General features: G+C 69.8%; 23 protein-coding genes, 3 tRNA genes and 1 pseudogene. 14 read left to right on the top strand and 13 right to left on the bottom strand.

Features of this window, described 5'->3' with window-relative positions; all coding sequences use genetic code 11:
* Positions 1–159 precede the first annotated feature (159 nt).
* The 5 genes from M2266_RS10920 to M2266_RS10940 all read left to right on the top strand — a co-directional run bounded on the left by M2266_RS10920 (position 160) and on the right by M2266_RS10940 (position 5,088).
* Positions 160–1,356, top strand: coding sequence for a helix-turn-helix domain-containing protein (locus M2266_RS10920; RefSeq protein WP_277438011.1), 1,197 nt, complete (start codon positions 160–162; stop codon positions 1,354–1,356).
* Between the two features lie 89 nt (positions 1,357–1,445).
* Positions 1,446–2,438 (top strand): ACP S-malonyltransferase, encoded by a 993-nt coding sequence (locus tag M2266_RS10925; RefSeq protein ID WP_277438012.1) that lies wholly within the window; start codon positions 1,446–1,448, stop codon positions 2,436–2,438.
* Positions 2,435–3,448, top strand: coding sequence for a ketoacyl-ACP synthase III (locus M2266_RS10930; protein ID WP_277438013.1), 1,014 nt, complete (start codon positions 2,435–2,437; stop codon positions 3,446–3,448). Before M2266_RS10925 ends, M2266_RS10930 begins: the two co-directional genes overlap by 4 nt.
* 68 nt (positions 3,449–3,516) lie before the next feature.
* The gene (locus tag M2266_RS10935; protein WP_138356760.1) at positions 3,517–3,765 is read left to right on the top strand and encodes an acyl carrier protein; all 249 of its coding nucleotides are present in this window, start codon (positions 3,517–3,519) and stop codon (positions 3,763–3,765) included.
* A 60-nt stretch (positions 3,766–3,825) separates the two neighbouring features.
* Positions 3,826–5,088 carry a beta-ketoacyl-[acyl-carrier-protein] synthase family protein gene (locus M2266_RS10940; RefSeq protein ID WP_277438014.1) on the top strand — a complete coding sequence of 421 codons (1,263 nt, stop codon included), beginning with the start codon at positions 3,826–3,828 and terminating at the stop codon, positions 5,086–5,088.
* 284 nt (positions 5,089–5,372) lie between these two features.
* Here M2266_RS10940 and M2266_RS10945 read toward each other — a convergent pair.
* Together M2266_RS10945 and M2266_RS10950 are read right to left on the bottom strand one after the other, a co-directional pair.
* A pseudogene (locus tag M2266_RS10945) lies at positions 5,373–6,249 on the bottom strand (NAD(P)-dependent oxidoreductase).
* Between the two features lie 66 nt (positions 6,250–6,315).
* Positions 6,316–6,810, bottom strand: coding sequence for a DUF3145 domain-containing protein (locus M2266_RS10950; protein WP_277438015.1), 495 nt, complete (start codon positions 6,808–6,810; stop codon positions 6,316–6,318).
* 257 nt (positions 6,811–7,067) lie between these two features.
* On the opposite strand from M2266_RS10950, the gene M2266_RS10955 reads away from it, so the two are divergent.
* Together M2266_RS10955 and M2266_RS10960 are read left to right on the top strand one after the other, a co-directional pair.
* Positions 7,068–7,946 (top strand): SGNH/GDSL hydrolase family protein, encoded by an 879-nt coding sequence (locus M2266_RS10955; protein WP_277438016.1) that lies wholly within the window; start codon positions 7,068–7,070, stop codon positions 7,944–7,946.
* A gap of 78 nt (positions 7,947–8,024) precedes the next feature.
* Entirely contained in the window at positions 8,025–9,518 is a 1,494-nt protein-coding gene (locus M2266_RS10960; RefSeq protein WP_277438017.1) for an MFS transporter, read from the top strand.
* Positions 9,519–9,745: 227 nt separating this feature from the next.
* On the opposite strand, the gene M2266_RS10965 is transcribed toward M2266_RS10960, so the two are convergent.
* The 3 genes from M2266_RS10965 to M2266_RS10975 form a co-directional block, all read right to left on the bottom strand.
* Positions 9,746–10,567 carry an EI24 domain-containing protein gene (locus tag M2266_RS10965; RefSeq protein WP_277438018.1) on the bottom strand — a complete coding sequence of 274 codons (822 nt, stop codon included), beginning with the start codon at positions 10,565–10,567 and terminating at the stop codon, positions 9,746–9,748.
* Positions 10,568–10,760: 193 nt separating this feature from the next.
* A complete protein-coding gene (locus M2266_RS10970) occupies positions 10,761–11,189 on the bottom strand; it encodes an organic hydroperoxide resistance protein (protein WP_277438019.1) in 429 nt (142 codons plus the stop codon).
* 78 nt (positions 11,190–11,267) lie between these two features.
* Positions 11,268–12,275, bottom strand: coding sequence for an NADP-dependent oxidoreductase (locus M2266_RS10975; RefSeq protein ID WP_277438020.1), 1,008 nt, complete (start codon positions 12,273–12,275; stop codon positions 11,268–11,270).
* 110 nt (positions 12,276–12,385) lie between these two features.
* Here M2266_RS10975 and M2266_RS10980 point away from each other — a divergent pair, with 110 nt between their 5' ends.
* Together M2266_RS10980 and M2266_RS10985 are read left to right on the top strand one after the other, a co-directional pair.
* A complete protein-coding gene (locus M2266_RS10980; protein ID WP_277438021.1) occupies positions 12,386–12,826 on the top strand; it encodes a MarR family transcriptional regulator in 441 nt (146 codons plus the stop codon).
* A gap of 50 nt (positions 12,827–12,876) precedes the next feature.
* The gene (locus M2266_RS10985; protein ID WP_277438022.1) at positions 12,877–13,443 is read left to right on the top strand and encodes a hypothetical protein; all 567 of its coding nucleotides are present in this window, start codon (positions 12,877–12,879) and stop codon (positions 13,441–13,443) included.
* Between the two features lie 186 nt (positions 13,444–13,629).
* Here M2266_RS10985 and M2266_RS10990 read toward each other — a convergent pair whose 3' ends face one another.
* The 4 genes from M2266_RS10990 to M2266_RS11005 all read right to left on the bottom strand — a co-directional run bounded on the left by M2266_RS10990 (position 13,630) and on the right by M2266_RS11005 (position 19,178).
* A complete protein-coding gene (locus M2266_RS10990) occupies positions 13,630–15,549 on the bottom strand; it encodes an ABC transporter ATP-binding protein (RefSeq protein WP_277441155.1) in 1,920 nt (639 codons plus the stop codon).
* 41 nt (positions 15,550–15,590) lie between these two features.
* Positions 15,591–17,324, bottom strand: a complete 1,734-nt coding sequence (locus M2266_RS10995; RefSeq protein ID WP_277438023.1) for an ABC transporter ATP-binding protein — start codon at positions 17,322–17,324, stop codon at positions 15,591–15,593.
* Positions 17,325–17,396: 72 nt separating this feature from the next.
* Positions 17,397–18,854, bottom strand: a complete 1,458-nt coding sequence (locus M2266_RS11000) for an FGGY family carbohydrate kinase (protein ID WP_277438024.1) — start codon at positions 18,852–18,854, stop codon at positions 17,397–17,399.
* A 27-nt stretch (positions 18,855–18,881) separates the two neighbouring features.
* Positions 18,882–19,178 (bottom strand): YtxH domain-containing protein, encoded by a 297-nt coding sequence (locus M2266_RS11005; protein WP_277438025.1) that lies wholly within the window; start codon positions 19,176–19,178, stop codon positions 18,882–18,884.
* Between the two features lie 209 nt (positions 19,179–19,387).
* On the opposite strand from M2266_RS11005, the gene M2266_RS11010 reads away from it, so the two are divergent.
* The 3 genes from M2266_RS11010 (at position 19,388) to M2266_RS11020 (ending at position 19,768) form a co-directional block, all read left to right on the top strand.
* Positions 19,388–19,460, top strand: a tRNA-Asn gene (locus M2266_RS11010).
* A 5-nt stretch (positions 19,461–19,465) separates the two neighbouring features.
* Positions 19,466–19,541: transfer RNA gene (locus M2266_RS11015), tRNA-Asn, on the top strand.
* A 153-nt stretch (positions 19,542–19,694) separates the two neighbouring features.
* Positions 19,695–19,768, top strand: a tRNA-Ile gene (locus tag M2266_RS11020).
* Between the two features lie 126 nt (positions 19,769–19,894).
* On the opposite strand, the gene M2266_RS11025 is transcribed toward M2266_RS11020, so the two are convergent.
* Entirely contained in the window at positions 19,895–20,311 is a 417-nt protein-coding gene (locus M2266_RS11025; RefSeq protein WP_277438026.1) for a tyrosine-type recombinase/integrase, read from the bottom strand.
* Positions 20,259–21,485: an Arm DNA-binding domain-containing protein gene (locus tag M2266_RS11030; RefSeq protein ID WP_277438027.1), complete on the bottom strand. Its 1,227-nt coding sequence runs from the start codon at positions 21,483–21,485 to the stop codon at positions 20,259–20,261. The genes M2266_RS11025 and M2266_RS11030 overlap by 53 nt, the downstream gene beginning before the upstream one ends.
* A gap of 500 nt (positions 21,486–21,985) precedes the next feature.
* Here M2266_RS11030 and M2266_RS11035 point away from each other — a divergent pair, with 500 nt between their 5' ends.
* Positions 21,986–22,948, top strand: a complete 963-nt coding sequence (locus M2266_RS11035; protein WP_277438028.1) for a recombinase family protein — start codon at positions 21,986–21,988, stop codon at positions 22,946–22,948.
* On the opposite strand, the gene M2266_RS11040 is transcribed toward M2266_RS11035, so the two are convergent.
* A complete protein-coding gene (locus M2266_RS11040; RefSeq protein WP_277438029.1) occupies positions 22,934–23,710 on the bottom strand; it encodes a hypothetical protein in 777 nt (258 codons plus the stop codon). The genes M2266_RS11035 and M2266_RS11040 overlap by 15 nt on opposite strands.
* A 5-nt stretch (positions 23,711–23,715) precedes the next feature.
* Positions 23,716–24,243 carry a hypothetical protein gene (locus M2266_RS11045; RefSeq protein ID WP_277438030.1) on the bottom strand — a complete coding sequence of 176 codons (528 nt, stop codon included), beginning with the start codon at positions 24,241–24,243 and terminating at the stop codon, positions 23,716–23,718.
* 344 nt (positions 24,244–24,587) lie between these two features.
* Here M2266_RS11045 and M2266_RS11050 point away from each other — a divergent pair, with 344 nt between their 5' ends.
* Positions 24,588–24,758, top strand: coding sequence for a hypothetical protein (locus M2266_RS11050; protein ID WP_269286918.1), 171 nt, complete (start codon positions 24,588–24,590; stop codon positions 24,756–24,758).
* Positions 24,759–24,826: the final 68 nt, after the last annotated feature.

Consider the following 24,826-nt stretch of genomic DNA (forward strand, 5'->3'; position numbering starts at 1 on the left):
ACCGCCCGGCGTCCCCGATGTCCGGCCCCGTCCACCTGCCCGGTACGGGCCTTCGCCGGGCGGACGGCGCTGTTCGCCGGACACGGCGCGGCGTGCCGCACGGCACCCCGGCGTGTACCCGCGCGCCGGGCACTCGTGGGGATAAGGCAGTCTTGTCCCGTGCCCGACACCCCGCAGCCCCCGAAAAAGCCCGTCCGCGCTGAGCACGCCGCGACGCTGCGCCGACTGGAGAAGTCATCCGGCCGGCTCGCGGCGAACGCCATCGCCCGAATGGATGAGCAGCTGCCGTGGTACCGGGCGATGCCGCCGGAGAACCGGTCCTGGATCGGGCTGGTGGCGCAGGCCGGCATCGCCGCGTTCACCGAGTGGTTCCGGCACCCCGAGGCGCCGCAGGCGATCAGCACGGACGTGTTCGGGACCGCGCCCAGGGAGCTGACCCGGGCGATCTCACTGCGGCAGACCGTGGAGATGGTGCGGACCACCATCGAGGTCATGGAGTCGGCCATCGACGAGGTGGCGGCGCCCGGCGACGAGTCCGTGCTGCGCGAGGCGCTGCTGGTCTACGCCCGGGAGATCGCCTTCGCCACCGCCCAGGTGTACGCCCAGGCGGCCGAGGCCCGGGGCGCGTGGGACGCGCGCCTGGAGTCGCTGGTCGTGAACGCGGTGCTGTCCGGCGAGGCGGACGAGGGCGTGCTGTCGCGCGCCGCCGCGCTGGGGTGGAGTTCGCCCGACAAGATCGTGGTGGTGCTCGGGACCGCGCCCAACGGCGACAGCGAGCTGACGGTGGAGGCCATCCGGCGGGCCGCGCGGCACGCGAAGCTGCAGGTGCTGACCGGGGTGTTCGGTGAGCGGCTGGTCGTGATCGCCGGCGGTGAGGGCGAGCCGATCAGGGTCGCGAAGTCGTTGATCGGCCCGTTCGCGGCCGGCCCCGTCGTGGCGGGACCGGTCGTCGGCGACCTGCTGTCCGCCACCCGTTCCGCACAGGCCGCGGCGGCCGGTCTCAAGGCGTGCGCCGCCTGGCCCGACGCGCCCCGGCCGGTCGTCTCCGACGACCTGCTGCCCGAGCGCGCGATGGCCGGCGACCGGTACGCGCGGGAGCAGCTGGTGGAGGAGATCTACAGACCGTTGGAGGAAGCGGGCTCCGCGCTCCTCGAAACGCTGAGTGTCTACCTCGAGCAGGCCTCGTCGCTCGAAGGGGCGGCGCGCATGTTGTTCGTTCACCCAAACACCGTCCGCTACCGGCTGCGACGTGTGACGGATGTCACCGGATGGTCACCCTCCGATGTACGTTCGGCGTTCACGCTGCGCATCGCCCTCATCCTGGGACGACTGTCCGCCGCGGATCAATCACCCTGAGTTTTTGTTGGACACCAACAAATCGTCCAGCAGTTCTTGGTCCCTGTCCCCACGGGCGGTGAGACCCGCCCGCGAGAGAGAGTGTTTACGTGCTCGTACTCGTCGCTCCCGGCCAGGGTGCCCAGACGCCCGGCTTCCTGACTCCTTGGCTCGATCTCCCCGGTGTCGCCGACCGCCTTCACTGGTGGTCCGCGGTGGCCGGGCTCGACCTCGTCCACTACGGCACGAAGGCCGACGCGGACGAGATCCGCGACACCGCCGTGGCCCAGCCGCTGCTGGTGGCCGCGGGACTGGTCTCGGCCCTGTCGCTGTTCCCGCACCCGGCCGACGGCCGGCGCGCGGTCGGCGCGGTCGCCGGACACAGCGTCGGTGAGATCACCGCCGCCGCCGGCGCCGGCGTGATCACCGCGGAGGCGGCGATGGCGCTCGTGCGGCAGCGCGGGCTTGCCATGGCCGAGGCCGCGGCCGTCACCAGCACCGGCATGTCCGCGGTGCTCGGCGGCGACCCGGACGAGGTCGTCGCGCACCTGGAGAAGCTCGGTCTGACCCCGGCGAACATCAACGGCGGCGGGCAGATCGTCGCCGCCGGCACCGCGGAGCAGTTGGCCGCGCTCGCCGAGGACAAGCCCGAGAAGGCCCGCGTCATCGCCCTGAAGGTGGCCGGCGCGTTCCACACCCGCCACATGGCTCCCGCGGTGTCCACGCTGGAGGCGTTGGTGCCCGGCGTGACCGTGCGCGACCCGGGTATCCGCTATGTGTCGAACGCCGACGGCCAGGTCGTCGGCAGCGGCGACGAGATCGTGCGGCGGCTGGTCCAGCAGGTCTCCAATCCGGTCCGCTGGGACCTGTGCATGGAGACGTTCAAGGACCTCGGCGTCACCGCGATCATCGAGATGGCACCGGCCGGCACGCTGGTCGGTCTGGCCAAGCGCGCGCTGCCGGGCGTCAAGACCCTCGCGCTGAAGACCCCGGACGACATCGAAGCGGCCCGCGCGATCGTCGCCGAGCACGGCGACCCGGACGCCGTGGCGTCACTGCCGCCCACCCATCCCGCGGCCGAAGAGGAGTCACCCCAGACATGACGGCGAAGATCAAGCCCAGCCAGGGTGCCCCCTACGCGCGGATCCGCGGTGTCGGCGGCTACCGGCCGACCCGGGTGGTCCCCAACGAGGTGATCCTGGAGACCATCGACTCCAGCGACGAGTGGATCCGCTCCCGCTCCGGCATCTCGACGCGCCACTGGGCGAACGAGACGGAGACCGTCGCCGAGATGTCGCTGGAAGCGTCCGGCAAGGCGCTCGCGGACGCCGGCCTGACGGCCGATGACATCGGCGCCGTGATCGTCGCGACCGTCTCGCACTTCAAGCAGACCCCGGCGATCGCGACGGAGATCGCGTTCCGGCTCGGCGCGGGCAAGGCCGCCGCGTTCGACATCTCCGCGGCCTGCGCCGGCTTCGCGTACGGGCTGACCCTCGCCAAGGGCATGGTCACCGACGGCAGCGCCGAGAACGTGCTGGTGATCGGCGTCGAGCGGCTGAGCGACCTGACCGACCTGACGGACCGGGCGACCGCCTTCCTGTTCGGTGACGGTGCCGGCGCGGTCGTCGTCGGCCCGTCCGACGTGCCCGCCATCGGTCCCGCCGTCTGGGGCTCGGAGGGCGACAAGTCCGACGTGATCTCCCAGACCGACTCGTGGGAGGTCTTCCGCGAGGGCGGCCAGCCCGAGACGGGGAAGTTCCCCGCCCTGCGCCAGGAGGGCCAGACGGTCTTCCGCTGGGCGGTCTTCGAGATGGCCAAGGTGGCCCAGCAGGCGCTGGACGCGGCGGGCATCACCGCCCAGGAGCTCGACGTCTTCATCCCGCACCAGGCGAACATGCGCATCATCGACTCGATGACCAAGGCGCTGAAACTGCCCGAACACGTCGCGATCGCCCGCGACATCGAGACCACCGGCAACACCTCGTCGGCCTCCATCCCGCTGGCGATGGAGCGGCTGCTGGCCACCGGCCAGGCCAAGAGCGGCGACACCGCCCTGCTCATCGGCTTCGGGGCGGGTCTCGTGTACGCCGCAACTGTGGTTACTCTCCCCTAGTCACAAACCCTTCGCGGCGCCGCAGTCCCGCACGCCGCACTCCCCCGCAACACATAAGGAGCGCCGTAATGGCCGCCACCCAGGCAGAGATCCTCGAAGGCCTCGCCGAGATCGTCAACGAGATCGCCGGCATCCCGGTCGAGGACGTCCAGACGGAGAAGTCCTTCACCGACGACCTGGACGTCGACTCCCTGTCCATGGTCGAGGTCGTCGTGGCCGCTGAAGAGCGTTTCGAGACCAAGATCCCGGACGACGCCGTCAAGGACCTGAAGACCGTCGGCGACGCCGTCGACTACATCCTCAAGAACCAGGCCTGATCCACCCCCTGGGACGACGTGTCTGTCGCCCGCCCTTCTATACGTGGAGAGACAATTCCTGTGAACTCGACCAATCGCACCGTGGTCGTCACCGGTATCGGCGCAACCACACCGCTGGGTGGCGACAGCGCGTCGACCTGGGACGGCCTGGTCGCCGGACGTTCCGGCATCAGCGCTCTGGAGCAGGAGTGGGCCGCTGAGCTGCCCGTCCGCATCGCCGGTCAGATCGCCGTCGAACCGTCGGAGATCCTGCCGCGCCCGCTGCTGCGCAAGCTGGACCGCTCCGCGCAGTTCGCGGTGATCGCGGCCCGCGAGGCGTGGGCCGACGCCGGCTTCACCGCCAAGGCCGGCGAGGACTCCTCGATCGACCCGGACCGCCTCGGCACCGTCGTCGCCTCCGGCATCGGCGGCGTCACGACGCTGCTGGGCCAGTACGACGTGCTCAAGGAGCAGGGCGTCCGCAAGGTCTCCCCGCACACCGTCCCCATGCTCATGCCGAACAGCCCGTCCGCCAACGTCGGCCTGGAGGTCAACGCCCGGGCCGGCGTGCACTCGCTGGTGAGCGCGTGCGCCTCCGGCGCCGAGGCGGTCGGCTACGCCATCGAGATGATCCGCACCGGCCGCGCCGACGTGGTCGTCGCGGGCGGCACCGAGGCGGCCATCCACCCGCTGCCGATCGTCGCCTTCGCCAACATGATGGCGATGTCGAAGAACAACGACGACCCGCACGGCGCTTCGCGCCCGTACGACAAGGGCCGTGACGGCTTCGTCCTCGGTGAGGGCGCGGGCGTCATCGTCCTGGAGTCGGCGGAGCACGCCGAGCGGCGCGGTGCCAGGGTCTACTGCGAGGCCCTGGGCCAGGGGCTGTCCGCGGACAGTCACCACATCGCCCAGCCCGAGCCGACCGGCCGCGGCATCTCCGCCGCGCTGGAGCACCTGATCGCCTCCACCGGTCTGGACACCTCCGAGATCGCGCACCTGAACGCGCACGCCACCTCGACCCCGCAGGGTGACGTCGCCGAGGTCAAGGCGCTCGCCAAGGTGCTGGGCCACGAGCTGGAGCACATCGCGATCTCCGCCACCAAGTCGATGACCGGGCACCTGCTCGGCGGCGCGGGTGGCATCGAGTCCGTCGCCACCGTTCTCGCACTCCACAACCGCCTCGCCCCGCCGACGATCAACATCACCGACCTGGACGACGAGGTCGACGCGAAGCTGGTCTCCACCAAGGCGAAGCCGCTGCCGGAGGGCCCGATCATCGCTCTCAACAACTCGTTCGGCTTCGGCGGCCACAACGTCGTCCTGGCCTTCCGCACCGTCTGACACACCCCGCGCCACAACGGCCCGCTCCCCGGTTCGACGACCGGGGGCGGGCCGTTCGCGCGTGCCGGCCGGGACCCCGCTGCTAGGCCGTGTCTGACACATACCGGCGTCCGCCCGGAGGGCGGGGCCCGGGGCGTCTGGTACGTGGGATCGCACGGCGGAGGGTCGCCCCTGTACTGGACGTACCGGGGCGGGCCCGACAACTGGGGGCCCCTCCCAGCGGTAGCTGGGGGAGAGCGCGCGTGCCAGGCGTCCCGGGCCAAGCGGGATGTGTCCGACACGGCCTAGGTGTCGAAGCTCGCGAAGTACGTGGCCGCCATGTCCTCGCCGCCGTGGCCCAGGCCGGCCGCGCGGCTGAAGCGTTCGGCGCCGGCGGCGGCCACGTCCAGTTGCAGGCCGTGGGCCTCGCCCGCGGCGACGATGAGACGGGCGTCCTTCAGGGCGCCGTCGACCGTGAAGTTCGGTGCGAAGTCGCCGCCCAGGATCGCCTCGGACTTCAGGTGCAGGTAGGGCAGGTCGAGCGGGGCCGCCGTCGAGCGCCTCGAAGAAGTGCCGCGGGTCCACGCCGAGGCCCCCGGCCAGCGCCATGGCCTCGGCCGCACCGTTGGTGACGGCCAGGACCCAGCTGTTGAGAACGAGCTTGAGGCTGCTCGCGGTTCCGCGGCCGCCGTCGTCGCCCAGCCAGAGCGACTTGCGCCCGACCGCGTCGAAGACCCGGTCAGCCACCGGCCGGGCGGCTTCGGGGCCGGCCGCCAGCACCGTCAACTGGCCGGCTTCCGCCGCCGACCGGGTGCCGAGCACCGGCGCGTCGACGAAGTGCGCGCCGCGTTCGCGGGCCAGCGCCGCCAGCGGGGCCAGTGCGTCCGGTCCCACGGTGCACATCTGCGCCCACACCACGCCCTCGCGCAGCCCCGGGGAGGCCTCCCGCATCGTCCGCAGCACGGACGGGCCGTCGAGCAGCATGGTGACGACGGCGTCGGCGCCGCGGACCGCCTCGACCACGTCGCCGGTCACGTGCACGCCCTCGGCGGCCAGCGGTTCGGCACGCGCGAGGGTGCGGTTCCAGGCGCGCACTTCGAACCCGGCGGCGGCGAGGTTGCGCGCCATGCCCGCGCCCATGAGGCCGGTGCCGAGCACCGCTACGGAAATTTTGTCGTCCATACCGGCACGGTAGTCCCCGCGACGGGACCTACGACAAGGGCGCGGGCGCCAACGCGGGAGCGGACGTCACACGACCTGGTGCAGCCAGCGCACCGGCGCGCCCTCGCCCGCGTACCGGAACGGTTCGAGCTCGTCGTCCCACGGCTTGCCGAGCAGCCTGGCGACCTCGGTCTCCAGGTCCGCCTCGCCGGTGCGGGCGCGCTGGAGCGCGGCTCGCAGCCGGTCCTCCGGGATGAGGATGTCGCCGTGCATGCCCGTGACGGCGTGGAAGATGCCGAGTTCGGGGGTGCAGCTGTATCTCTCCCCTTCGGCGGCCGCGCAGGGTTCGGCCGTGACTTCGAAGCGCAGCAGGTGCCAGCCGCGCAGGGCGGACGCCAGCTTCGAGGCCGTGCCGGGCTCCGCCTGCCAGGAGAACTCGGCCCGCCAGGTGCCCGGTGAGACGGGCTGGCGGATCCAGTCGAGGCTTACGCGCACGCCAAGGACGCCCGCGACGGCCCATTCGACGTGCGGGCACAGCGCGCGCGGTGCGGAGTGAACGTACAGAACTCCACGTGTCGTCACCGGTACCTCCAGTGTGGGACGAGGTTCGCCTTCCCCAGCGGCCTCACGCCCGAACCGGCTGCTTCCGGGGCAACATTAGATATTCTGCACCATTGATAACAAACAGGACAAGAGTGAACTTCTGCCAACTGGCCCTGTGTAAACCTCCCACGATTCTCCCGGCTGTCAGGGAAAAGCTACCGTGCGGCGTCTCCACAGGAGTGACGTACCGTCGGGCTCGAAGCAGATGTCACCCACTCGTCGGAGGGGATCACCGGATGCGACCGTTCCTGCGCGGCTGCCTGGCCGCTGCCGCCGCCTCCCTGTTGCTGGCCGGATGCTCCGGCGAAGGGGCGGCGCCGCACCCGGGCCCGGCCACCTCCGCCAGTCGCGCACCCGCTCCCAGGCCCAGCCCCACGTGGAACGCGCACCCGGCGTCGATCGCCGCGCTGGGCGACTCCATCACCCGCGGCTTCGACGCCTGTTCCCTGCTCAAGGACTGCCCCGAGGTCTCCTGGGTCACCGGCACCCGCGCCCAAGTGGACAGCATCGCCGGGCGGGTGCTCACCGCCGCCGGCGTCGCCAACAGCTGGAACCTCGCCGAGAGCGGCGCCCGGATGTCGGACCTGCCCGGCCAGGCGGCGGCCGCCGCCGCGAAGAAGCCGTCGCTCGTGACGGTCCTGATGGGCTCCAACGACGCCTGCCGGGACTCCGTCGACGACATGACGCCGGTGGCCGACTTCCGCGCCGACTTCACCCGGGCGATGGCCGGGCTGCACACCGCGCTGCCGGGGTCCCAGGTGTTCGTGGCGAGCATCCCCGACCTCAAGCGGCTGTGGGAGGTGGGCAAGGAGAACCCGCTGGGCAAGCAGATCTGGAAGCTCGGCATCTGCCCCTCCATGCTGCGCGACCCGGACTCGGTGAGCCGCAGCGCGCAGACCCGGCGGGACGCGGTCCGGGCGCGGGTGGTGGCGTACAACCGGGTCCTCAGAGAGGTCTGTGCGAAGTACGAGCACTGCCGCCACGACGGCGGAGCGGTCTTCGACTACCGCTTCACGTCGAACGAGTTGAGCAGCTGGGACTGGTTCCACCCCAACGCCCAGGGGCAGGCGCAGCTCGCCCGGATCCTCTACTCCGCGGCCTTCACCAAGCCCTGAGAAACCGCTGCGAGTCCCCTGTCCTTCCCGTTCGCTTGCGGACAGAAGCTGACCGCATGCGTCCGTAACGTACTGCTCATGGACACGAAGAACGCACTTCACCGGTACCGCTGGCTCGGGTACACCGCCGTCATCGCGGCGAGCGTCATGGACCTGCTGGACTCGACCGTCGCCAATGTGGCGGCGCCCGCGATCCGCAACGGACTTGGCGGCTCGTACGCCGATCTCCAGTGGATCGCGGCGGGCTACACCCTCGCCATGGCGGTCGCGCTGCTCACCGGTGGGCGGTTGGGCGACATGTACGGCCGCAAGCGGGTCCTGCTGACCGGGATCGCCGGGTTCACGTTCACCTCGATGGTGTGCGCGACGGCGCAGTCCCCGCAGATGCTGATCGCGGCGCGGATCGCGCAGGGGGTGTGCGGCGCGGTGATGCTGCCTCAGGGCTTCGGGCTGACCCGGGACCTGTTCCCCGCCTCCGAGATGAAGAAGGCGTGGGGGATCTTCGGTCCGCTGATGGGGCTGTCCGCGGTGATGGGCCCGATCATCGCCGGTGTGCTGATCCACGCGGACCTGTTCGGCACCGGATGGCGCATGATCTTCGGCATCAACCTGCCGATCGGCGCCTTCGCGTTCGTGATGGGCTGGAAGTACCTGCCGGACGTGGCGCCGACCGCTCGTGGCGCGCGGCTCGACCTCCCCGGCGTGCTGCTCGCCGGAGCCGGCGCCTTCCTGCTGGTCTTTCCCCTGGTGCAGGGACGTGAACTGGGCTGGCCCACCTGGGTGCTGGTGATGCTCGCCACCTCGCTGCCGGTCCTGGCCGGCTTCGCCCGCTACCAGGTGCTGCGCAAGCGGGCCGGCCGCACCCCGCTGGTGGAGCCGAGCGTCTTCCGCAAGCGCGCCTACGTCTCCGGCGTCGCGTTCGCCATCGCCTTCACCGCGTCCATGGGCGGCATGATCCTGACCCTCGGCATCTTCCTGCAGCTCGGCCTCGGCTACACGGCCCTGCACTCCAGCCTGACCACGGCGCCCTGGGCGCTGGGCGCGCTCTTCGGCTCCGCCTTCGGCGGCATCCTGATGGCCCGCCTGGGCCGCCGCATCCTGCACCTCGGCCTGATCCTGATGGGCGGCGGACTGCTCGCGCTCTACGGCGTCTTCCAGTGGGCCGGCGCGGACATCACCGACTGGGACTTCGCCGCTCCCCTGCTGGTCGGCGGCGCCGGGATGGGCATGATCTTCGTCCCGCTCTTCGACATCATCCTCAACGGCGTCGACGGCCACGAGATCGGCTCGGCCTCCGGCACCCTGCAGGCGCTCCAGCAGCTCGGCATGACGCTCGGCTTCGCCGTTCTCGGCACCGTGTTCTTCAACATCCTCAGCGACGCCCGGCCGGGTCCCGCCGGCCACATCAACGCCGCGCTGGACGCGGCCGGGACGACCGCGCTGTGCACGGTGGGACTGATCGCGCTGGCCTTCGCGCTCGGCTTCCTCCTACCGAAGACGGTCCGCTCCACGGAGGAGGACGCCCCAGCGGCAGAGGACGCGACGCCCGACCGCGAGCTCGCCCTCGCCTGAACGACCGTGTCCCCAACTGCCGGGCGGGCTGGGACCTCCAGCCCGCCCGGCACTCACGGATGCCTGAGGGCTGTCCCGTAATCCCTGGTGGATCAGCGCGCGGCGTCAGATGCGGTGCATCGCACGGCGGAGGGGCGCCCGCATACTGGATGTATTCGGGCGTTCCGACAACGCGGCGAGGTGCCGTAGCTGTCGTCGGGCGCCCGCCGGGGAATACGGGACAGCCCTTAGGGGGTGGGGACGGTTCCCGTCGCTTCCGCCTCGTCTTCGTCGTCCCGGTCGGTCTCCTCGTCGGGTTCCGGAGCGGGGTCCGGTATCGGGACGAGATCACGCACCAGCAGCGTGGCCCCCGCGACCGCGCCCGGCATCGCGAAGACGGCGACGACCGGCACCAGGAACAGCAGGACCACCGGCACGCCGAATCCGAGGGCCAGCGGGAGCCGGCCGCGCAGCAGCCGCAGCCGGGTCCGCAGCGGGACGGAACGGCGCTGCATGGCCACCGAGGTCAGTTCCGCCGTCAGGAAGAAGCCGGAGACGCAGAAGCCCACGACCGGGACGACGGTCTGGCCGATCACCGGGATGAAACCGCAGGCGAAGAGCAGCAGTCCGAAGGCCGCCACCCGCACCAGGACGGAGAGGCTGTCGCGGATCGAGGTGAGGATCTCGCGCCAGAGCGGGATGTCGGGCTTGGGCGGGGCGCCGCCCTCCATCTCCTCGACGCGCTCCGAGAGCGACTCGTAGAACGGATCGCCGATCAGCAGCGCCACGGCGGTGAAGGAGACCATCGCCAGCAGCAGCCCGCCGCAGAAGACGATGGCGGTCAGCGTCCCCCGTAGCAGCGTCCGGAAGGAGCCGTTCCAGTCGTCCGCGAACGGCGTCGCCCAGGCCGACAGGTCGTCCGCCCAGAACCCGAGGGCGACGAGCGCCGCGATGTAGAGGACCAGGGCGATCAGGCCGGGCAGCAGCCCGAATCCCCACCACCTCCGGTGCCGCGCCACCCAGCGCTGGCCTTGGAGGAAGTACTTCACGCCGGTCGTGAGATCACGCATGGGCGTCACCTTAACGACTCGGCCGGACGGTGTGCAGGGGCGGGGCGCGTCCGGACGCATCGCCCCCGATCAGGGGGTTTCCCCGCAGTCCGCGCCTTCATCGCCCTCCTGACCACGCCCGGAAACGCGTGAGGGCCGCACCCCTTGGGGTACAGCCCTCACGAACGACGATCGAACGGTGATCAGGCAGCGATCAGATGACGGTCAGCGCCACGTCTATGTTGCCGCGCGTCGCGTTGGAGTACGGGCACACCTGGTGCGCCTTCTCCACGAGTGCCTGCGCGGTGGCCGCGTCCACGTTCGGAATCGAGACCGCGAGCTCGACCTTGAGGCCGAAGCCGCCGGCCGGGGTCTTGCCGAGGCCGACCTTGGCGGTCACGCGGGAGCCGGCGATGTCCGCCTTCTCCTGGCGGGCCACCACACCGAGGGCGCCCTGGAAGCAGGCGCTGTAGCCGGCGGCGAAGAGCTGCTCCGGGTTGGTGCCGGCTCCGTTGCCGCCCATCTCCTTCGGCGGGTTGACGACGACGTCGAGCTTCCCGTCGTCGGTGGCGACCCGGCCGTCACGGCCGTTCTCGGCGGTGGCGACGGCGGTGTACAGGACCTCTACGGACTGGATGGTCATGAAACGAACCCCTCCTGGTAGGTGCACTGGCGTGCATCGCCGCGACTCGCGCCCACGATCGCAACAATTTGTTGAATCCTACTCGGGCAGGCTGACGATCATCTTTCCGGTGTTGTCGCCGCGCAGAACGCCGAGGAACGCGTCGAAGTTCTTCTCGATGCCTTCGACGACGGTCTCCCGGTAGTGCAGTTCGCCGTCCCGGATCCAACCGCCGACCTCCTGCACGAACTGCCCCTGCAGCGCCGCGTGGTCGCCCACGAGCATGCCCTGCAGCCGCAGCCGCTTGCCGATGATCTGCGCCAGGTTGCGCGGGCCACCCGAAGCCTCGGTGTCGTTGTACTGGGCGATGGCGCCGCACAGCACGGCGCGACCGCGCAGCTTCAGGGAGCTGATCGCGGCTTCCAGGTGCTCTCCGCCGACGTTGTCGAAGTAGACGTCGATCCCGTCGGGGGCCGCCTTCTTCAGCTGCTCGGCCACCGGGCCGTTCTTGTAGTTGAAGGCGGCGTCGAAGCCGTACTCCTCGACCAGGAGCTTGACCTTCTCGTCCGAGCCGGCGCTGCCGATCACCCGGGAGGCGCCCTTGAGCTTCGCGATCTGTCCCACCTGGCTGCCGACCGCACCGGCCGCGCCCGAGACGAAGACCGCGTCGCCCTCGGTGAACGAGCCGACCTCCAGCAGTCCCGCGTACGCGGTCAGACCGGGCATGCCGAGCGCGCCCAGGTAGGCGCTGAGCGGCGCCGCGTCCGGGTCGACCCGCACCGAGTGCTTGGCGTCCAGCACCGCGTACTCGCGCCAGCCGAGCCCGTGCAGCACGTGGTCGCCGACCGCGAAGCCGTCGGCGTTCGAGGCGGTGACACGGCCCACCGCGCCACCCTGCATCGGCTCGTCCAGGGCGTACGGCGGCGCGTACGACTTCACGTCGTTCATCCGGCCCCGCATGTACGGGTCCACCGACAGGCGCAGGTTGCGGACGACGATCTGGCCTGGGCCAGGTTCCGGCGTCTCGACCTCGCGCAGGGCGACGTCGTCGTTGGTCGGCCACCCGTGGGGGCGGGCCACCAGATGCCATTCACGGCTCTTCGGCATGAGGGTTGCCTCCGTCCGCCATAGCTTCACTACGGCAAAGATTGATTTCCTCAAATAACGATGGACCTTGATGTTTGAGGTTGTCAAGTAACCGGGGGTACGCTGGTGTCATGTCCCCCACGCCGCCCCCCGCGCCTCAACGTACCGACCCGCTGACCCTCGAAGTGGTCGACCTCATAGCCACCGTCGTGGCGCGCTACCACGAGGAGTACGAGGAGGCCGCCGCCAACCACCAGCTCACCGGCGCGCAGGCCCGCGTCCTGGCGCTCCTGTCCCGTGAGCCGCTGCCCATGCGGCACATCGCCCAGCAACTGAAGTGCGAGCCCTCCAACGTCACCGGGATCGTCGACCGCCTCGAGGCCCGCGGGCTGGCGGAGCGCAGGACCGACCCGGCCGACCGCCGCATCAAACTGGCCGCCGCCACCGACGAGGGCCACGAGACGGCCGCCCGGCTGCGCGGCGCGCTGCACTTCGCCCGCGCTCCGCTCGCCGGCCTGTCCGAAGCCGAGCGCACCTCGCTGCGCGACCTGCTCAAGCGCATGCTGACCTGACGGCCGGCCCCCCGCACGAGGCGCGTTACCCGCACCACCACAGGACGGGTTTGCACGTCGGGCTGTGCGACGGCTTCGGCGTCGTGGTCGGCGGGGGTGGGGTCGAGGTCGTCGGCGCCGTCGGGGGCCGGGTGGTCGGCGAGGCCGACCGCGGCGGTTTCCTGGATCCCGACGGGGACGCGGACGGCGGACCCGAAGGGGTGCCGGAGGTGCTCGCGGTGGTGGCCGGCGCCGAGCGCGTGGGCCGGGCCTTGGCGCGCTGCGGAGTCGGGCTGGACGCGGTGACCCGCGGGACGGAGTCGGCCGCGGGCGCCCGCGTCGGGCCGGTGTCGGCCTCAGGACCGTTCGCGAAGGTTCCCGACGCCAGTGCCGCGGCCGTGCAGCCGATCAGGACGAGCGCGACGCCGACACCCGTCAGCAACCGCTTCCCGCCCCGCCGCCGCGCCCTGCGCGGTGCCCGGCGCCGGGCGGCCCGGCCGGCCGTGGCGTCCGGCTCGGGCGGGGCGGCCGGTGTGCCCGTCACCGGCGCGGGTTCCGCGGGGGAGGCGAGTTGGTCCACCGGGGTGCCGCACCCGGGGCACGACAGGGCGCCGTTGAGGTGGCGACGGCATGAGTAGCAGTAATCCATTGTGGTTGGGACGTTATGCGGCCCGTAGGTCACGGGTGAATGCGATCATGTGAAACTTTCGAGAAGATCGCGGCCCCACAGGGGCGTTGCCGGACAATCCGGTCCCCCGCGCCGGACGATCCGGTCCCTCCGCGGCCGCCGGCCTTACGCCGGACGGCCGTGGAGGGGTCCCGGATCAGTCGACCTCCGCCACCGCCTGCGCGAACTGCGCCGCGTACAGCCGGGCGTAGGCGCCCTCGGCGGCCAGCAGTTCACTGTGCGTGCCCTGCTCCACGATCGAGCCGGACTCCATCACCAGGATCACGTCCGCGTCGCGGATCGTGGACAGCCGGTGGGCGATGACGAAGCTGGTCCTGCCGTGCGCCAAGGTCGCCATGGCGCGCTGGATCAGCACCTCGGTACGGGTGTCGACCGAGCTGGTCGCCTCGTCCAGGACGAGGATCACCGGGTCGGACAGGAACGCGCGCGCGATGGTGATGAGCTGCTTCTCGCCCGCGCTCACCCCCGAGCCCTCGTCGTCGATCACCGTGTCGTAGCCGTCCGGGAGGGTCCGGATGAACCGGTCGGCGTGCGCGGCGCGCGCCGCCTGCTCGATCTGCTCCTGGGTACGGCCCTCGGACCCGTAGGCGATGTTCTCGGCGATCGTGCCGCCGAACAGCCAGGTGTCCTGCAGCACCATGCCGATGCCGGAGCGCAGGTCCTCGCGCGACATCGCGGCGATGTCGACGCCGTCCAGGGTGATCCGGCCCGACGTCACCTCGTAAAACCGCATCAGCAGGTTGACCAGCGTGGTCTTGCCCGCGCCGGTCGGACCGACGATCGCGACGGTGTGGCCGGGCTCCACGCACAGCGACAGGTCCTCGATCAGCGGCTTGTCCGGCTCGTAGCGGAAGGCGACCTTTTCCAGGGCGACCCGGCCGAGCTGCTCCTTCGGCCGGACGGCGTCCACCGGGTCCGCGCCCTGCTCCGGCGCGTCCAGCAGCTCGAAGACCCGCTCGGCCGAAGCGACCCCGGACTGCACCAGGTTGGACATGCTGGCCACCTGCGTGAGCGGCTGGCTGAACTGCCGGGAGTACTGGATGAACGCCTGGACGTCGCCGATGGACAGCGCGCCGCTCGCGACCCGCAGCCCGCCGACGACCGCCACCAACACGTAGTTGATGTTCCCGATGAACATCATCGCGGGCTGGATGATCCCGCTGATGAACTGCGCCTTGAATCCCGTCCGGTAGAGCGCCTCGTTCTGCTCCCGGAACGCCTCGGCCGACTCGTCCTGCCGCCCGAACACCTTCACCAGCGAGTGGCCGGTGTACATCTCCTCGATGTGCGCGTTGAGTTTGCCGGTCGTCTTCCACTGCTGGACGAACTGCGGCTGCGCGCGCTTGCCGACCGCGGTCGCCACGACCACCGAGACCGGCACCGTCACCAGTGCGACCAGCGCCAGCAGCGGCGAGATCCAGAACATCATCACCAGCACACCGACGATCGTGAGCAGCGAGTTCACGATCTGACCCATGGTCTGCTGCAGGGTCTGCGCGATGTTGTCGATGTCGTTGGTGGCCCGGCTGAGCACCTCACCGCGCGGCTGCTGGTCGAAGTACGACAGCGGCAGCCGCGACAGCTTCGCCTCGATGTCCTCGCGCAGCCGGTAGACGGTGCGCTGGATGATGCCGGTGGCGGTGCGCATCTGCACGAGGCTGAACAGCCCGGCGGCCACGTAGATCCCCAGGACGGTCAGCAGCACGCTGCCCACCGCCCCGAAGTCGATGCCCTGGCCCGGGGTGAAGTCCACCGCGGAGAGCAGGTCGGCCACCTGGCCCTGGCCGTGCTGCCGCATGCCCTCGATCGCCTGCGCCTTGGTGGTGCCGGGCTCGAACTGCCCGCCGATCACCCCGGCGAAGATCAGGTCGGTGGCGTGGCCCAGGATCTTGGGGCCCAGCACGGAGAGCGTCACGCTCGCGGTGCCCAGCAGCAGCACCAGGGAGAGGAAGAGCCGGTCCGGGTGCATCAGGCGGATCAATCGCCGGAACGAGCCCTTGAAGTCCATCGACCGCTCGACCGGCCCGCCGCCCATGAAGCGCGCGGGCCCGGCCATCGGCGCGGGACCGCGGCGGGGCGCGGATTTCGCCGGGGTGGTCATGCTGCCTCCTGCTCGGTGAGCTGGGAGAGCACGATCTCCCGGTAGGTCGGGTTCCCCGACATGAGTTCGCTGTGCGTTCCGGTGCCCACCACCTGGCCCTCGTCGAGGACGATGATGCGGTCGGCGTCCCGGATGGTGCTCACGCGCTGCGCGACGATCACGACGGTGGCCTCGGCGGTCTCCCGGCCGAGCGCCGAGCGCAGTGCCGCGTCCGTCGCGTAGTCGAGCGCGGAGAAGGAGTCGTCGAAGAGGTATATCTCCGGCCGGCGCACCAGCACCCGCGCGATGGCGAGCCGCTGCCGCTGCCCGCCGGAGACGTTGGTGCCGCCCTGCGCGATCGGGGCGTCCAGGCCGCCTTCGAGGTTCTCCACGAAGTCACGGGCCTGCGCCACCTCCAGCGCGTGCCACAGCTCCTCGTCGGTCGCGTCGGGCTTCCCGTAGCGCAGGTTGCTCGCGACGGTCCCGGAGAACAGGTACGGCTTCTGCGGTACGAGGCCGACGGTCTCGGCGAGCAGCGCCGGGGCCAGGTCCCGGACGGAGGTCCCGTCGACGAGCACCTCGCCGCCGGTCGCGTCGTAGAGCCGTGGGACGAGCCCCAGCAGGGTGCTCTTGCCGCTGCCCGTCGACCCGATCACCGCGGTCGTCTCCCCCGGTCTGGCGACCAGGTCGACACCGCGCAGTACCGCCGCCTCGGCGCCCGGGTAGCTGAAGTCGGCGCCGCGCAGCTCCAGATGGCCGTGCCGCAGCAGCTTCGTCACGGGCTTCAGCGGCGGGACGACGCTGGACTCGGTCGCGAGGACCTCCTCGATGCGCTCCGCGCAGACCTCGGCGCGCGGCACCATCATGAACATGAAGGTGGCCATCATGACGGACATCAGGATCTGCATGAGGTAGCTGAGGAACGCGGTCAGGGCGCCGATCTGCATGCCGCCGCTCGCGATCCGGTGGGCGCCGAACCACATCACCGCGACGCTGGAGACGTTCACCACCGTCATGACGACGGGGAACATCAGCGCCATCAGCCGTCCGGTCTGCAGCGACACGTCCGTCAGCTCGTCGTTCGCGCCGGCGAAGCGCCGCTTCTCGTAGTCGTCCTTCACGAATGCCCGGATCACCCGGATGCCGGTGATCTGCTCACGCAGCACGCGGTTCACCGTGTCGACGCGCACCTGCATGGTGCGGAAGAGCGGCCGCATCCGGCGGACGATCAGCCCGATGAGGACGCCGAGCACCGGGACCACGGCCAGCAGCAGCGAGGACAGCGGTACGTCCTGGCCGAGCGCCATGATGATCCCGCCGACGCACATGATCGGCGCCGACACCATCAGGGTGAACGTCATCAGCACCAGCATCTGGACCTGCTGGACGTCGTTGGTGGTGCGGGTGATCAGCGAGGGGGCACCGAACTGCCCGACCTCGCGCGCGGAGAAGCTCTGGACCTGGTCGAAGATGGACGCCCTGATGTCCCGGCCGACGGCCATGGCCGTCCTGGCGCCGTAGAACACGGCGCCGACCGCGCACACCACCTGGAGCACGGTCACCGCGATCATGATGCCGCCGAGCCGCAGGATGTAACCGGTGTCGCCCTTGACGACACCGTTGTCAATGATGTCGGCGTTGAGGGTGGGGAGGTACAGCGTGGCGATGGTCTGCACGAGCTGGAGCAGCACGAGCAGGGTGATGGGCCGCTGGTAGGGGCGCAGGTGGGTGCGCAGGATTCGGATCAGCACACGGAGTCTCTCAGGGTCGTCGGCTTGATCGGCGAGCGATCCTATCTTCCGACATCCGTCGACCGCATTCGTTTAAACCTCGGCAAAGGCGCCTGGGTGGGTCTGCTCCCGAACGGTTGTGTACTGCCGGCGCACCGCCTGCCCCGTCGCCAGGTCGTCGCCCGGCTCCAGCACCTGGTGCGCGCCGCCGCGCCAGGCCGGCGGCTCCTGCGCCGACCCGGATCCGAGCACCCTGCCCAGCGACCACGCGGCCTGCCGGGCCGCGCCCACCGCCGCGTAGGCCCCCGGCTCCGGCACGACCACCTGCGCCTCGAAGAGCGGCGGCGCGATCACCCGCACGGCGGGCAGCTCGGCGGCGGCCCCCAGCAGGAAGATCCGCCGCACCGCGACCCCGCGCCCGCGCAGCACGTCCAGCGCGTCGGCGAGCCCGCACAGCATGCCCTCGAACGCGGCCCGCGCCAGGTGCTCCGGCTTCATGCTCTCGCGCCGCAGCCCGGTCAGCGTGCCCGCGCTGTGCGGCAGGCTCGGCGTGCTCTCGCCCTCCAGGTACGGCAGCAGCACCAGGCCGTACGCACCCGGGCTGGAGCTCAGCGCCAGGTCCGACAGCCCCGCGAGGTCCGTGCCCAGCAGCTCCGCCGTCGCCCGCAGCACGCGCACCGCGTTGCGGGTCTTGAGCAGCGGCAGATGGCGCCCGGTGGCGTCCGCGAAGGAGGTGATCGTCCCCGACGGGTCCGTCAGCGGTTCACCGTGCACCGCGAAGACGGTGCTGGAGGCGCCCAGCGAGACCACCGCGTCACCGGGGCCGACGCCCAGGCCGAGCGCGGCCGCCATCGTGTCGCCGGTCCCGGCCGAGATGAGCAGCCCCTCGGGGGTCTGCCCGGCCGGCTCCGCGGGACCCAGTACGTGCGGCAGCGCGACCCGGTGCCCCAGCGCCAGCTCCACGAGATCGTGCCGGTACTCCCCCGCGGCCGCCGACCAGTACCCCGTGCCGGACGCGTCGCCGCGGTCGGTCGTGCGCCGCTGCGGGCGGCCCAGCAGCTGCCAGACCAGCCAGTCGTGCGGCAGCAGCACCTCGGCGGTGCGCTGCGCGGCCGCCGGTTCGTGCTGGGCCAGCCAGCGCAGCTTCGCCACCGGGTACGCGGCCTGCGGCACCGACTGGACGGACTGCGCCCACTCCGCCGGGCCGCCGAGCTCCGCGGTCAGATCCGCGGCCTGCGCCTGGGCCCGTTTGTCACCGCGCAGCACCGCCGGGCGGACCAGCACCCCGCCGGCGTCGAGCGCCAGCAGGCCCTGCTGCTGCCCGGATATACCGATCGCCAGGACGCCCTCGAGCAGGCCGTCCTTGGCCGCCTCGCCGAGCGACAGCAGCCAGGTCTGGGGATCGCTCTCGGTCGCCTTGCCCGACGTCGCGGCCTCACCCTCGACCGGATGGGGCGCGTACCCCTGCCGGAGCACCTCGCCGGTGTCCGTGTCGCACACGACGACGGTGGTCCCTGCGGCCGAGCTGTCGATGCCCGCGACTTTCCCCATAGGGGGAGATGATGCCGCACGGCCCCGTCAGGTGTTCGAGGTACCCCAGTCGTCCTCGGAGTGGCCCCGCTCGCGCAACGCCTTGACCCGCGCGGTCACCGATTCGGGCAACTTGTCGCCGACCTTGGATCCGACGGTGTCGGCGGCCTTCACCGCGACCCCGCGCCCGGTCTGCGCTGCGCTCTCGGCGGCGTTGCGCACCGCCGGGTTCTGCGCGATCCGCTGGGCGCTCTTCCGCAACTGCTCGTACCGCTCCCGCCCGGCCCGCGCTCCCAGCACGTACCCGACGACGGCTCCGGTGATGAACGACAGCCGGTAGCGCATGGGCTCCACCCTTCCTCGTACTCGTACCGAGTCCGGCCCCGCGGGCCGTCCTGTGGACTGTGCTTCGCGCCTACCCGCTGTAGCCGGACGACAACCCCGCCGATAGGGGTTGGCGGAGCACCCCCCCACTTGCGCTAATGTATGTCTCGCAGCGAGCACGCGCCGCCCGGCTGGTCCGGACGTGGCGTACCTCGGTGCACGCAGTGCAATCCCCTGTAGCTCAATTGGCAGAGCAGCCGGCTGTTAACCGGCAGGTTACTGGTTCGAGTCCAGTCGGGGGAGCGCGGTCCCCTGTAGCTCAATTGGCAGAGCATTCGGCTGTTAACCGGAGGGTTACTGGTTCGAGTCCAGTCGGGGGAGCCAACGACAAGAGGACCCCGTTGGGGTCCTTTTTCGTTTTCCGGGAACCACTCGCCCCCTGATCGAAGTCCACTCAGTGATGCGTCTGTGACCCGCGAGGGCGACAGATCGTATGAGCGGCTATGCTGCGGCAGACGGCGCGTAAGACTGTCGTACGGGGCGGTAGCTCAGCCGGTTAGAGCAGCGGACTCATAATCCGTCGGTCGTGGGTTCGAGTCCCACCCGCCCCACCCCAAGTACGGTTCAAAGAATCGTTCTGACCAGGCACTTAGCAGGTCAGGGGCATGAGCAGAAGGATCTTGGCGGCCCGTCCCGATCGCGTTTTCATGATCGACAGGACAAATTCGGGACGCAGGTCAAGCGGCGGGACGTAGTCCCTCGTCCGGTCCATCTTCACCAGACTCGGGGACCTCTTCAGTGCCCCCTTCTTCCTGGCTCTCCGGATCGCTGCGCTCGTCGTCCGGAGGGACCTCCTTCTGCTGAGACCGGGGCACGACGGCGCTCGTTGACTCGGCCTCGGCAGTCATGAGCTGAGGCAGGACGCTCGTGTACGTGTCCGAAGTGATCTGGCGCGAACTGTGCCCCAGCCGCTCCTGGACGACCTTGATGTCCGCCCCGCCGAGGAGTGCCAGCGTTGCCGACAGGTGGCGGGTGTCGTGCAGACGGACCGGGGGAAGCCCAGACAGCTCCACGAGCCGGTTGAACCGTCGACTGATCCAGTCAGGGTGCAGCGGTTCGCCGTTCTCGTGCGTCCATACTCGGCTGCTCTCCACCCAGGGCCGCTTCGCCGGACCACTGCTCACGCTCATTGGCCTGAGTGGTCTGCCAGCCCTGCCAGTGGTCACGAGTCAGAGAGTCGAGGGTGACGGTACGGACGCTGTCCTGCTTCGGAGCCTCGTCGTACAGCCGGTACGCGACCTCAACGACCTGCGCGGAGATCCGGAACCACGAGCCGGACAGACTGACCTCCGTCCAGGGCAGGGCCGCCATCTCACCGCGCCGAGGACCACGGAAAATGAACCCGTGCCACATGCCGTACAGCCGGTCATCGCAGATGAAGTCGAGGAACTGGCCGGTCTGCTCCGGCGTCCAGACCATGACGGGGCTGGGCTTCTGGCCCGTCCGCTTCCACTCTTCGACCCGCTCCGGTGTCCAGACCAGAGCCTTGGGCCGCTTGACCGCCGGCAGTTCGACCATCGCGGACCAGTTCGTCGCGTATTCGCCGCGCTTGATGCCAGCGCCCAGGAACGAGCTGAGGGTGGCGTTGATGCGATGCATCGTCGCTGCGCTGGTGATCTTCCGCTTGCCCTTGCTTCCCTCGCGGAACGCGGCGTTGGCTTCGAGGTAGAGCCGACGGGTGAGGCGGCGTGCCGTCTTCTTCCCCGCCGTACGGACCCAGGCTGTGTAGGCGGCGTCGCGTGCCTCCTTCAACTCGACCACCTTGGCATGGTGAAGCAGCCGCTCGGCGTTCTCCCGCTCGATCGCGTCGTACATGGCCTCGACGTGGCGCAGTCTGAGGTCACGGCGCTTGATATGCCCGAGATGCGGTTCGAGGTAGAGATTGATGTGCTCTTCGTACCCATGTCGAGTCGTGCGGGCCAGCCGCCTCTTCCTCTTGAGCCAGGCGGTCAGGTCCTCCCCGACGGTGGTGTTGCTGAGCACGTCCGCGCCGCCGATGACGTCGCGGTAGACCTCGGCCGACTTGGCTTTCGCCTCATCCTTCGTGGCGAATCCACCTCGGCGCACCCGTCGGCGCTTCCCGCCCTCGCCGGCTTCGAGCTCGAAGTAGAAGTACCAGGTGCCATGACCCTTTTGCGTCAGCTTGGGGCAGCTCGCGCCGAGTTTGCGCATCTTCGGCGCGCCGTCAGCGTCGATTATCGGAGTGCCGTCGTCCTCGACGATGGGCTCCTGGCAGGCACAGCGCCGCTGGTAGCTGGGATCGAACACGTGTATCCCCTTCGTGGCTTCGCTTGTGGATCTTCTGTGTCGGTCCTTGTCGAACCGATGCTCTATCTTGCCCCAACACTCCAGTGTTGGCGTATCCTTAAACCACGTTGGCGCGGGGGAGAACGCGACAACGGGAAATGACAACGAAGGACGCCTCCGCAACTACGGACTCCGGGGCCGCCAGCCCGATGACCCTGGAGGAACTGCTCGCACTGCCGCCGACGGTGAACGTCACTACGGCCGCGCGAGTCCTGGGGATCGGTGTGCACAAGGCTTACAACTTGATCAAGGGGGGATCTTTCCCCGTGCAGACGCTCACACTGGGCAGCACGGTGAGGGTCCCTACGGCTGCGCTCTGGCGAGTGCTCGGAGTGACGCCGCCTCGCAGTGATCATTCGTAGCTTTGGCGTATCGAGACCGAGGTCACGGCCCTGTTCCTAGGGCCGTGACCTAGGATCAGGCGGCTACGGGAGGCGCATTAGAGAAGAACGGACGACCGCATGCCACGGCTCTACGGTTTCGAGGACGCGTCGAGGCGTCGCCTACGCGACGACGAAGTGGACCCGCTTCGCCAGATGGCGAGCCGGGCGCTGGAAGGCCAGTCCAACGCGGACGTCGCTGTCTGGGCGAATGGCGCAGGCTACCGGGGCACGCTCGGCGGGGAGTGGAAGGACGCCTCGGTCGGACGCCTCTTCCGCAACCCCGCCATCGCCGGACTGCGCTACGACGATGACGGCGAACTCGTCGACGCCGGCCACCCGGGCGCCATCACGCGTGAGGAGTTCGTGCGGCTCCAGGAGAGGGACCAGAGCCGCAAGAAGGCTGACGCGGCACCGCCCTACGACTATCTCCTGGTGGACGGCGCGTGCACGTGCGGGAAGTGCACCTGGGCTCTCCAGGGCGCACGGACTAACGCTGGCACTCCCGGTTACCGCTGTCGCCCCAAGGACAAGGACGGCCGCGGTGGATGCGGCGAGGTCCGCATGGGCGCGGAGCTGCTAGAGGACTACGTCGGTGAGAACGTCGTTGCGGAACTCCTCAAGCCGGGCATCCGCAAGCAGATCCTCAAGGCTCAAGAAGCCGTCCGAGCCCAGGTCGAGAAGATGAAGACCTCGATCGAGGACCTTGGGGGCCGCCGGATCGAAGCGGCGACCCTCTACGGCCAGCGCCAGATCAGCAGCGACGCGTTCGTGACCGCTGAGCGCGAGATCACGGCCAGCCTCAAGGACATCCGAAACCGTCTGCGGTATGCAGAGCAGATGGCGAACTTCTCCCTCGGCGATGCCAAGGACCTTGTGCGCTGGTGGAACACCGCGCCGTCCGCGTCGAAGAGGGCGATCACGAGGCTGTTCTTCGAGAACATCGAGGTCTTCCCTGCAAGTGCACGGGGCATCCGCACCGTTGAGCCCGGCAGGGTGGTCCTCCACTGGCGCAAGCTGCCTGGCCTCTCAGATGGCCTGTGACGCAAGGACCTCGCGTGATGCACGTCGCCTGCCGACCATGGCGAGGGTCAGTCCCGTGATCAGCGCGACCACGGCGAGCCCGGCCAAGGCTGGGGAAATGATCTCTTCGGCGTCCAGCGACCACGGGTGGCCGAGGTAGTGAGTTACCAGGTATGACCCCTTGCTGGCCGCGTAGGCGACCCCGAGGACGGCCGCGAACGCCGACATGCCGAGACCCTTCGCGGTCCAGGCATGGCCAGTCTGCCTCGCGGACAGAGCCATGCCGGAGCAGAGGAAGGCGATCTCCCCGCAGGTGATCGCCACGTAGGCCAGATAGACCATGAGGTAGACGGTGACGCCCGGAGCCGTCGCGTACTCGGTCGTGAACTCAACGCTCTCGTCTGTCGTTGCGATGAACAGCGGCAGCATCGCGGCGAGGACACACACGGCGAAGGCGATGCGCGCGAACACGCTGGCTCTCAGCACCTCGTGGTTGTAGGACCAGTCGACAAGCATGAGCTGAAGGCTGCCGCACCACAGCACGGCGCAGAAGTGCGCTCCGAGCTTGGCCGCGTTGTTCATCCCGGTCGCGGACTCAACGAGATCTTCGACCGGAGGCACGGCGAGGATGACGCCGACCGTACAGACTCCGAAGGCGGCGGCGCGGGCGAAGCGGGCGATGCGGTATTCGTTCCGGTCGCGCTGACGCCAGGCTTCACGGGCGGAGAGCACTGTGCCCGCTATGCCGAACAGGGCGCAGAGGCCGAAGACGAGGCCGTCCATGTGGTTCAGGTCCCTTCCAGGTCAGCGACGGCACGTTCGGCCGCCTCTGTGAAGCTGAGCCGTCTCCGCCGGCCTGGCCGTGGTGGTTCGGCGACAGGCGGCAGTGGATCGGGCACTTCGGGGACCGCGCGATCCGTACGTCCATGTCTTGTACGGATCTCACGTGCGGCCTCCAGAAGTTCGGCGACCCCGCCTTGGCCCAGGTCGTGGACCAGTCGGAGCGCCTCGCGAGCGTCTTGGTGCTCCTCGTAGACCGACAGCGAGGTCAAACCGTTGTACCCAGGAAGGAGATAAGCTACCGGACAGTCGAATGCGCGTGCGAGGCCCAGTAGTTGAGAGATTGACGGATTGGCCTTGATCCCGTTCAGGAGGTCGTTCACTACCTGATGGGTCATCGCCGGCCTGCCGCCGGGCGTCTCGGCGGTCGCGGCGGCGATGGCACGCGTGCTCGGGGTCTTCCCGTCGGCTCCGCGCTTCCTGCTGAGCAGCACGGCGAGCTTGCTGGCGAGCGGGGTATCCGGGCCGGGCCGCATGGGTCTGACTACTCCTCGGGTACGCGTCAGGTTCGCTCACGGGCCCGCAGAGGCGACCCGCTGGGCATGTTCAGTGGCGATCATGGGGCGGGTGAGATTCCTGGGGCAGCCTAATGTCTATGTTGGTTGACAATGAGTGTTGCCCCCGCGCAAGATCGGTAACGGCAATTTGTGGATTGTGCACTCAGCATGCAGGCCGCCACCCTCCTCTGCTCTCCAAGCTGCGAGATCGTGACCGGCTCCCCCCTGCCGCCTGATGTGTGCCGACATTTTGCCTGTGTGGGGATCTAAGCGTGTCGTCACTCGTTAGGAGGGCGGAACGCTGCAACGCGGGAGGGATGCGGGTGGGGATCGAGCTGGGACGAGTGCTGGCCCGGTTGGAAGAGTCTGGTGGCGTGGAGAATGTCGCCCTGAATGACGAGTCGGCTCACGAGGTGCTGGGGGCCCTGTCGATCGTCGACCCGAAGCATGTCGGGTGCGAGGCTGAACGTCTGAGCGGCAACGCCGCACGCTGATCACCGAGGCGGTAATGGGACGCGGAACCCTGGACGGGGTTCCGCGTCCACGCGTTTGACCTGCAAAA

Origin of the sequence: Streptomyces sp. SPB162 (genome assembly GCF_029504575.1) — a bacterium.
Classification (GTDB): domain Bacteria; phylum Actinomycetota; class Actinomycetes; order Streptomycetales; family Streptomycetaceae; genus Actinacidiphila.

Excerpts from the sequence above, each read along its gene's own strand:
- M2266_RS10965 (WP_277438018.1), bottom strand. The coding sequence starts at position 10,567 with ATGCGTGATCTCACGACCGGCGTGAAGTACTTCCTCCAAGGCCAGCGC.
- M2266_RS11045 (WP_277438030.1), bottom strand. The coding sequence starts at position 24,243 with ATGCGGCCCGGCCCGGATACCCCGCTCGCCAGCAAGCTCGCCGTGCTG.
- M2266_RS10990 (WP_277441155.1), bottom strand. The coding sequence starts at position 15,549 with ATGGCCGGGCCCGCGCGCTTCATGGGCGGCGGGCCGGTCGAGCGGTCG.
- M2266_RS11040 (WP_277438029.1), bottom strand. The coding sequence starts at position 23,710 with ATGGACGGCCTCGTCTTCGGCCTCTGCGCCCTGTTCGGCATAGCGGGC.
- M2266_RS11035 (WP_277438028.1), top strand. The coding sequence starts at position 21,986 with ATGCCACGGCTCTACGGTTTCGAGGACGCGTCGAGGCGTCGCCTACGC.
- M2266_RS10975 (WP_277438020.1), bottom strand. The coding sequence starts at position 12,275 with ATGCCGAAGAGCCGTGAATGGCATCTGGTGGCCCGCCCCCACGGGTGG.
- M2266_RS11000 (WP_277438024.1), bottom strand. The coding sequence starts at position 18,854 with ATGGGGAAAGTCGCGGGCATCGACAGCTCGGCCGCAGGGACCACCGTC.
- M2266_RS10970 (WP_277438019.1), bottom strand. The coding sequence starts at position 11,189 with ATGACCATCCAGTCCGTAGAGGTCCTGTACACCGCCGTCGCCACCGCC.
- M2266_RS11005 (WP_277438025.1), bottom strand. The coding sequence starts at position 19,178 with ATGCGCTACCGGCTGTCGTTCATCACCGGAGCCGTCGTCGGGTACGTG.
- M2266_RS10935 (WP_138356760.1), top strand. The coding sequence starts at position 3,517 with ATGGCCGCCACCCAGGCAGAGATCCTCGAAGGCCTCGCCGAGATCGTC.
- M2266_RS10960 (WP_277438017.1), top strand. The coding sequence starts at position 8,025 with ATGGACACGAAGAACGCACTTCACCGGTACCGCTGGCTCGGGTACACC.
- M2266_RS10955 (WP_277438016.1), top strand. The coding sequence starts at position 7,068 with ATGCGACCGTTCCTGCGCGGCTGCCTGGCCGCTGCCGCCGCCTCCCTG.
- M2266_RS10930 (WP_277438013.1), top strand. The coding sequence starts at position 2,435 with ATGACGGCGAAGATCAAGCCCAGCCAGGGTGCCCCCTACGCGCGGATC.
- M2266_RS10980 (WP_277438021.1), top strand. The coding sequence starts at position 12,386 with ATGTCCCCCACGCCGCCCCCCGCGCCTCAACGTACCGACCCGCTGACC.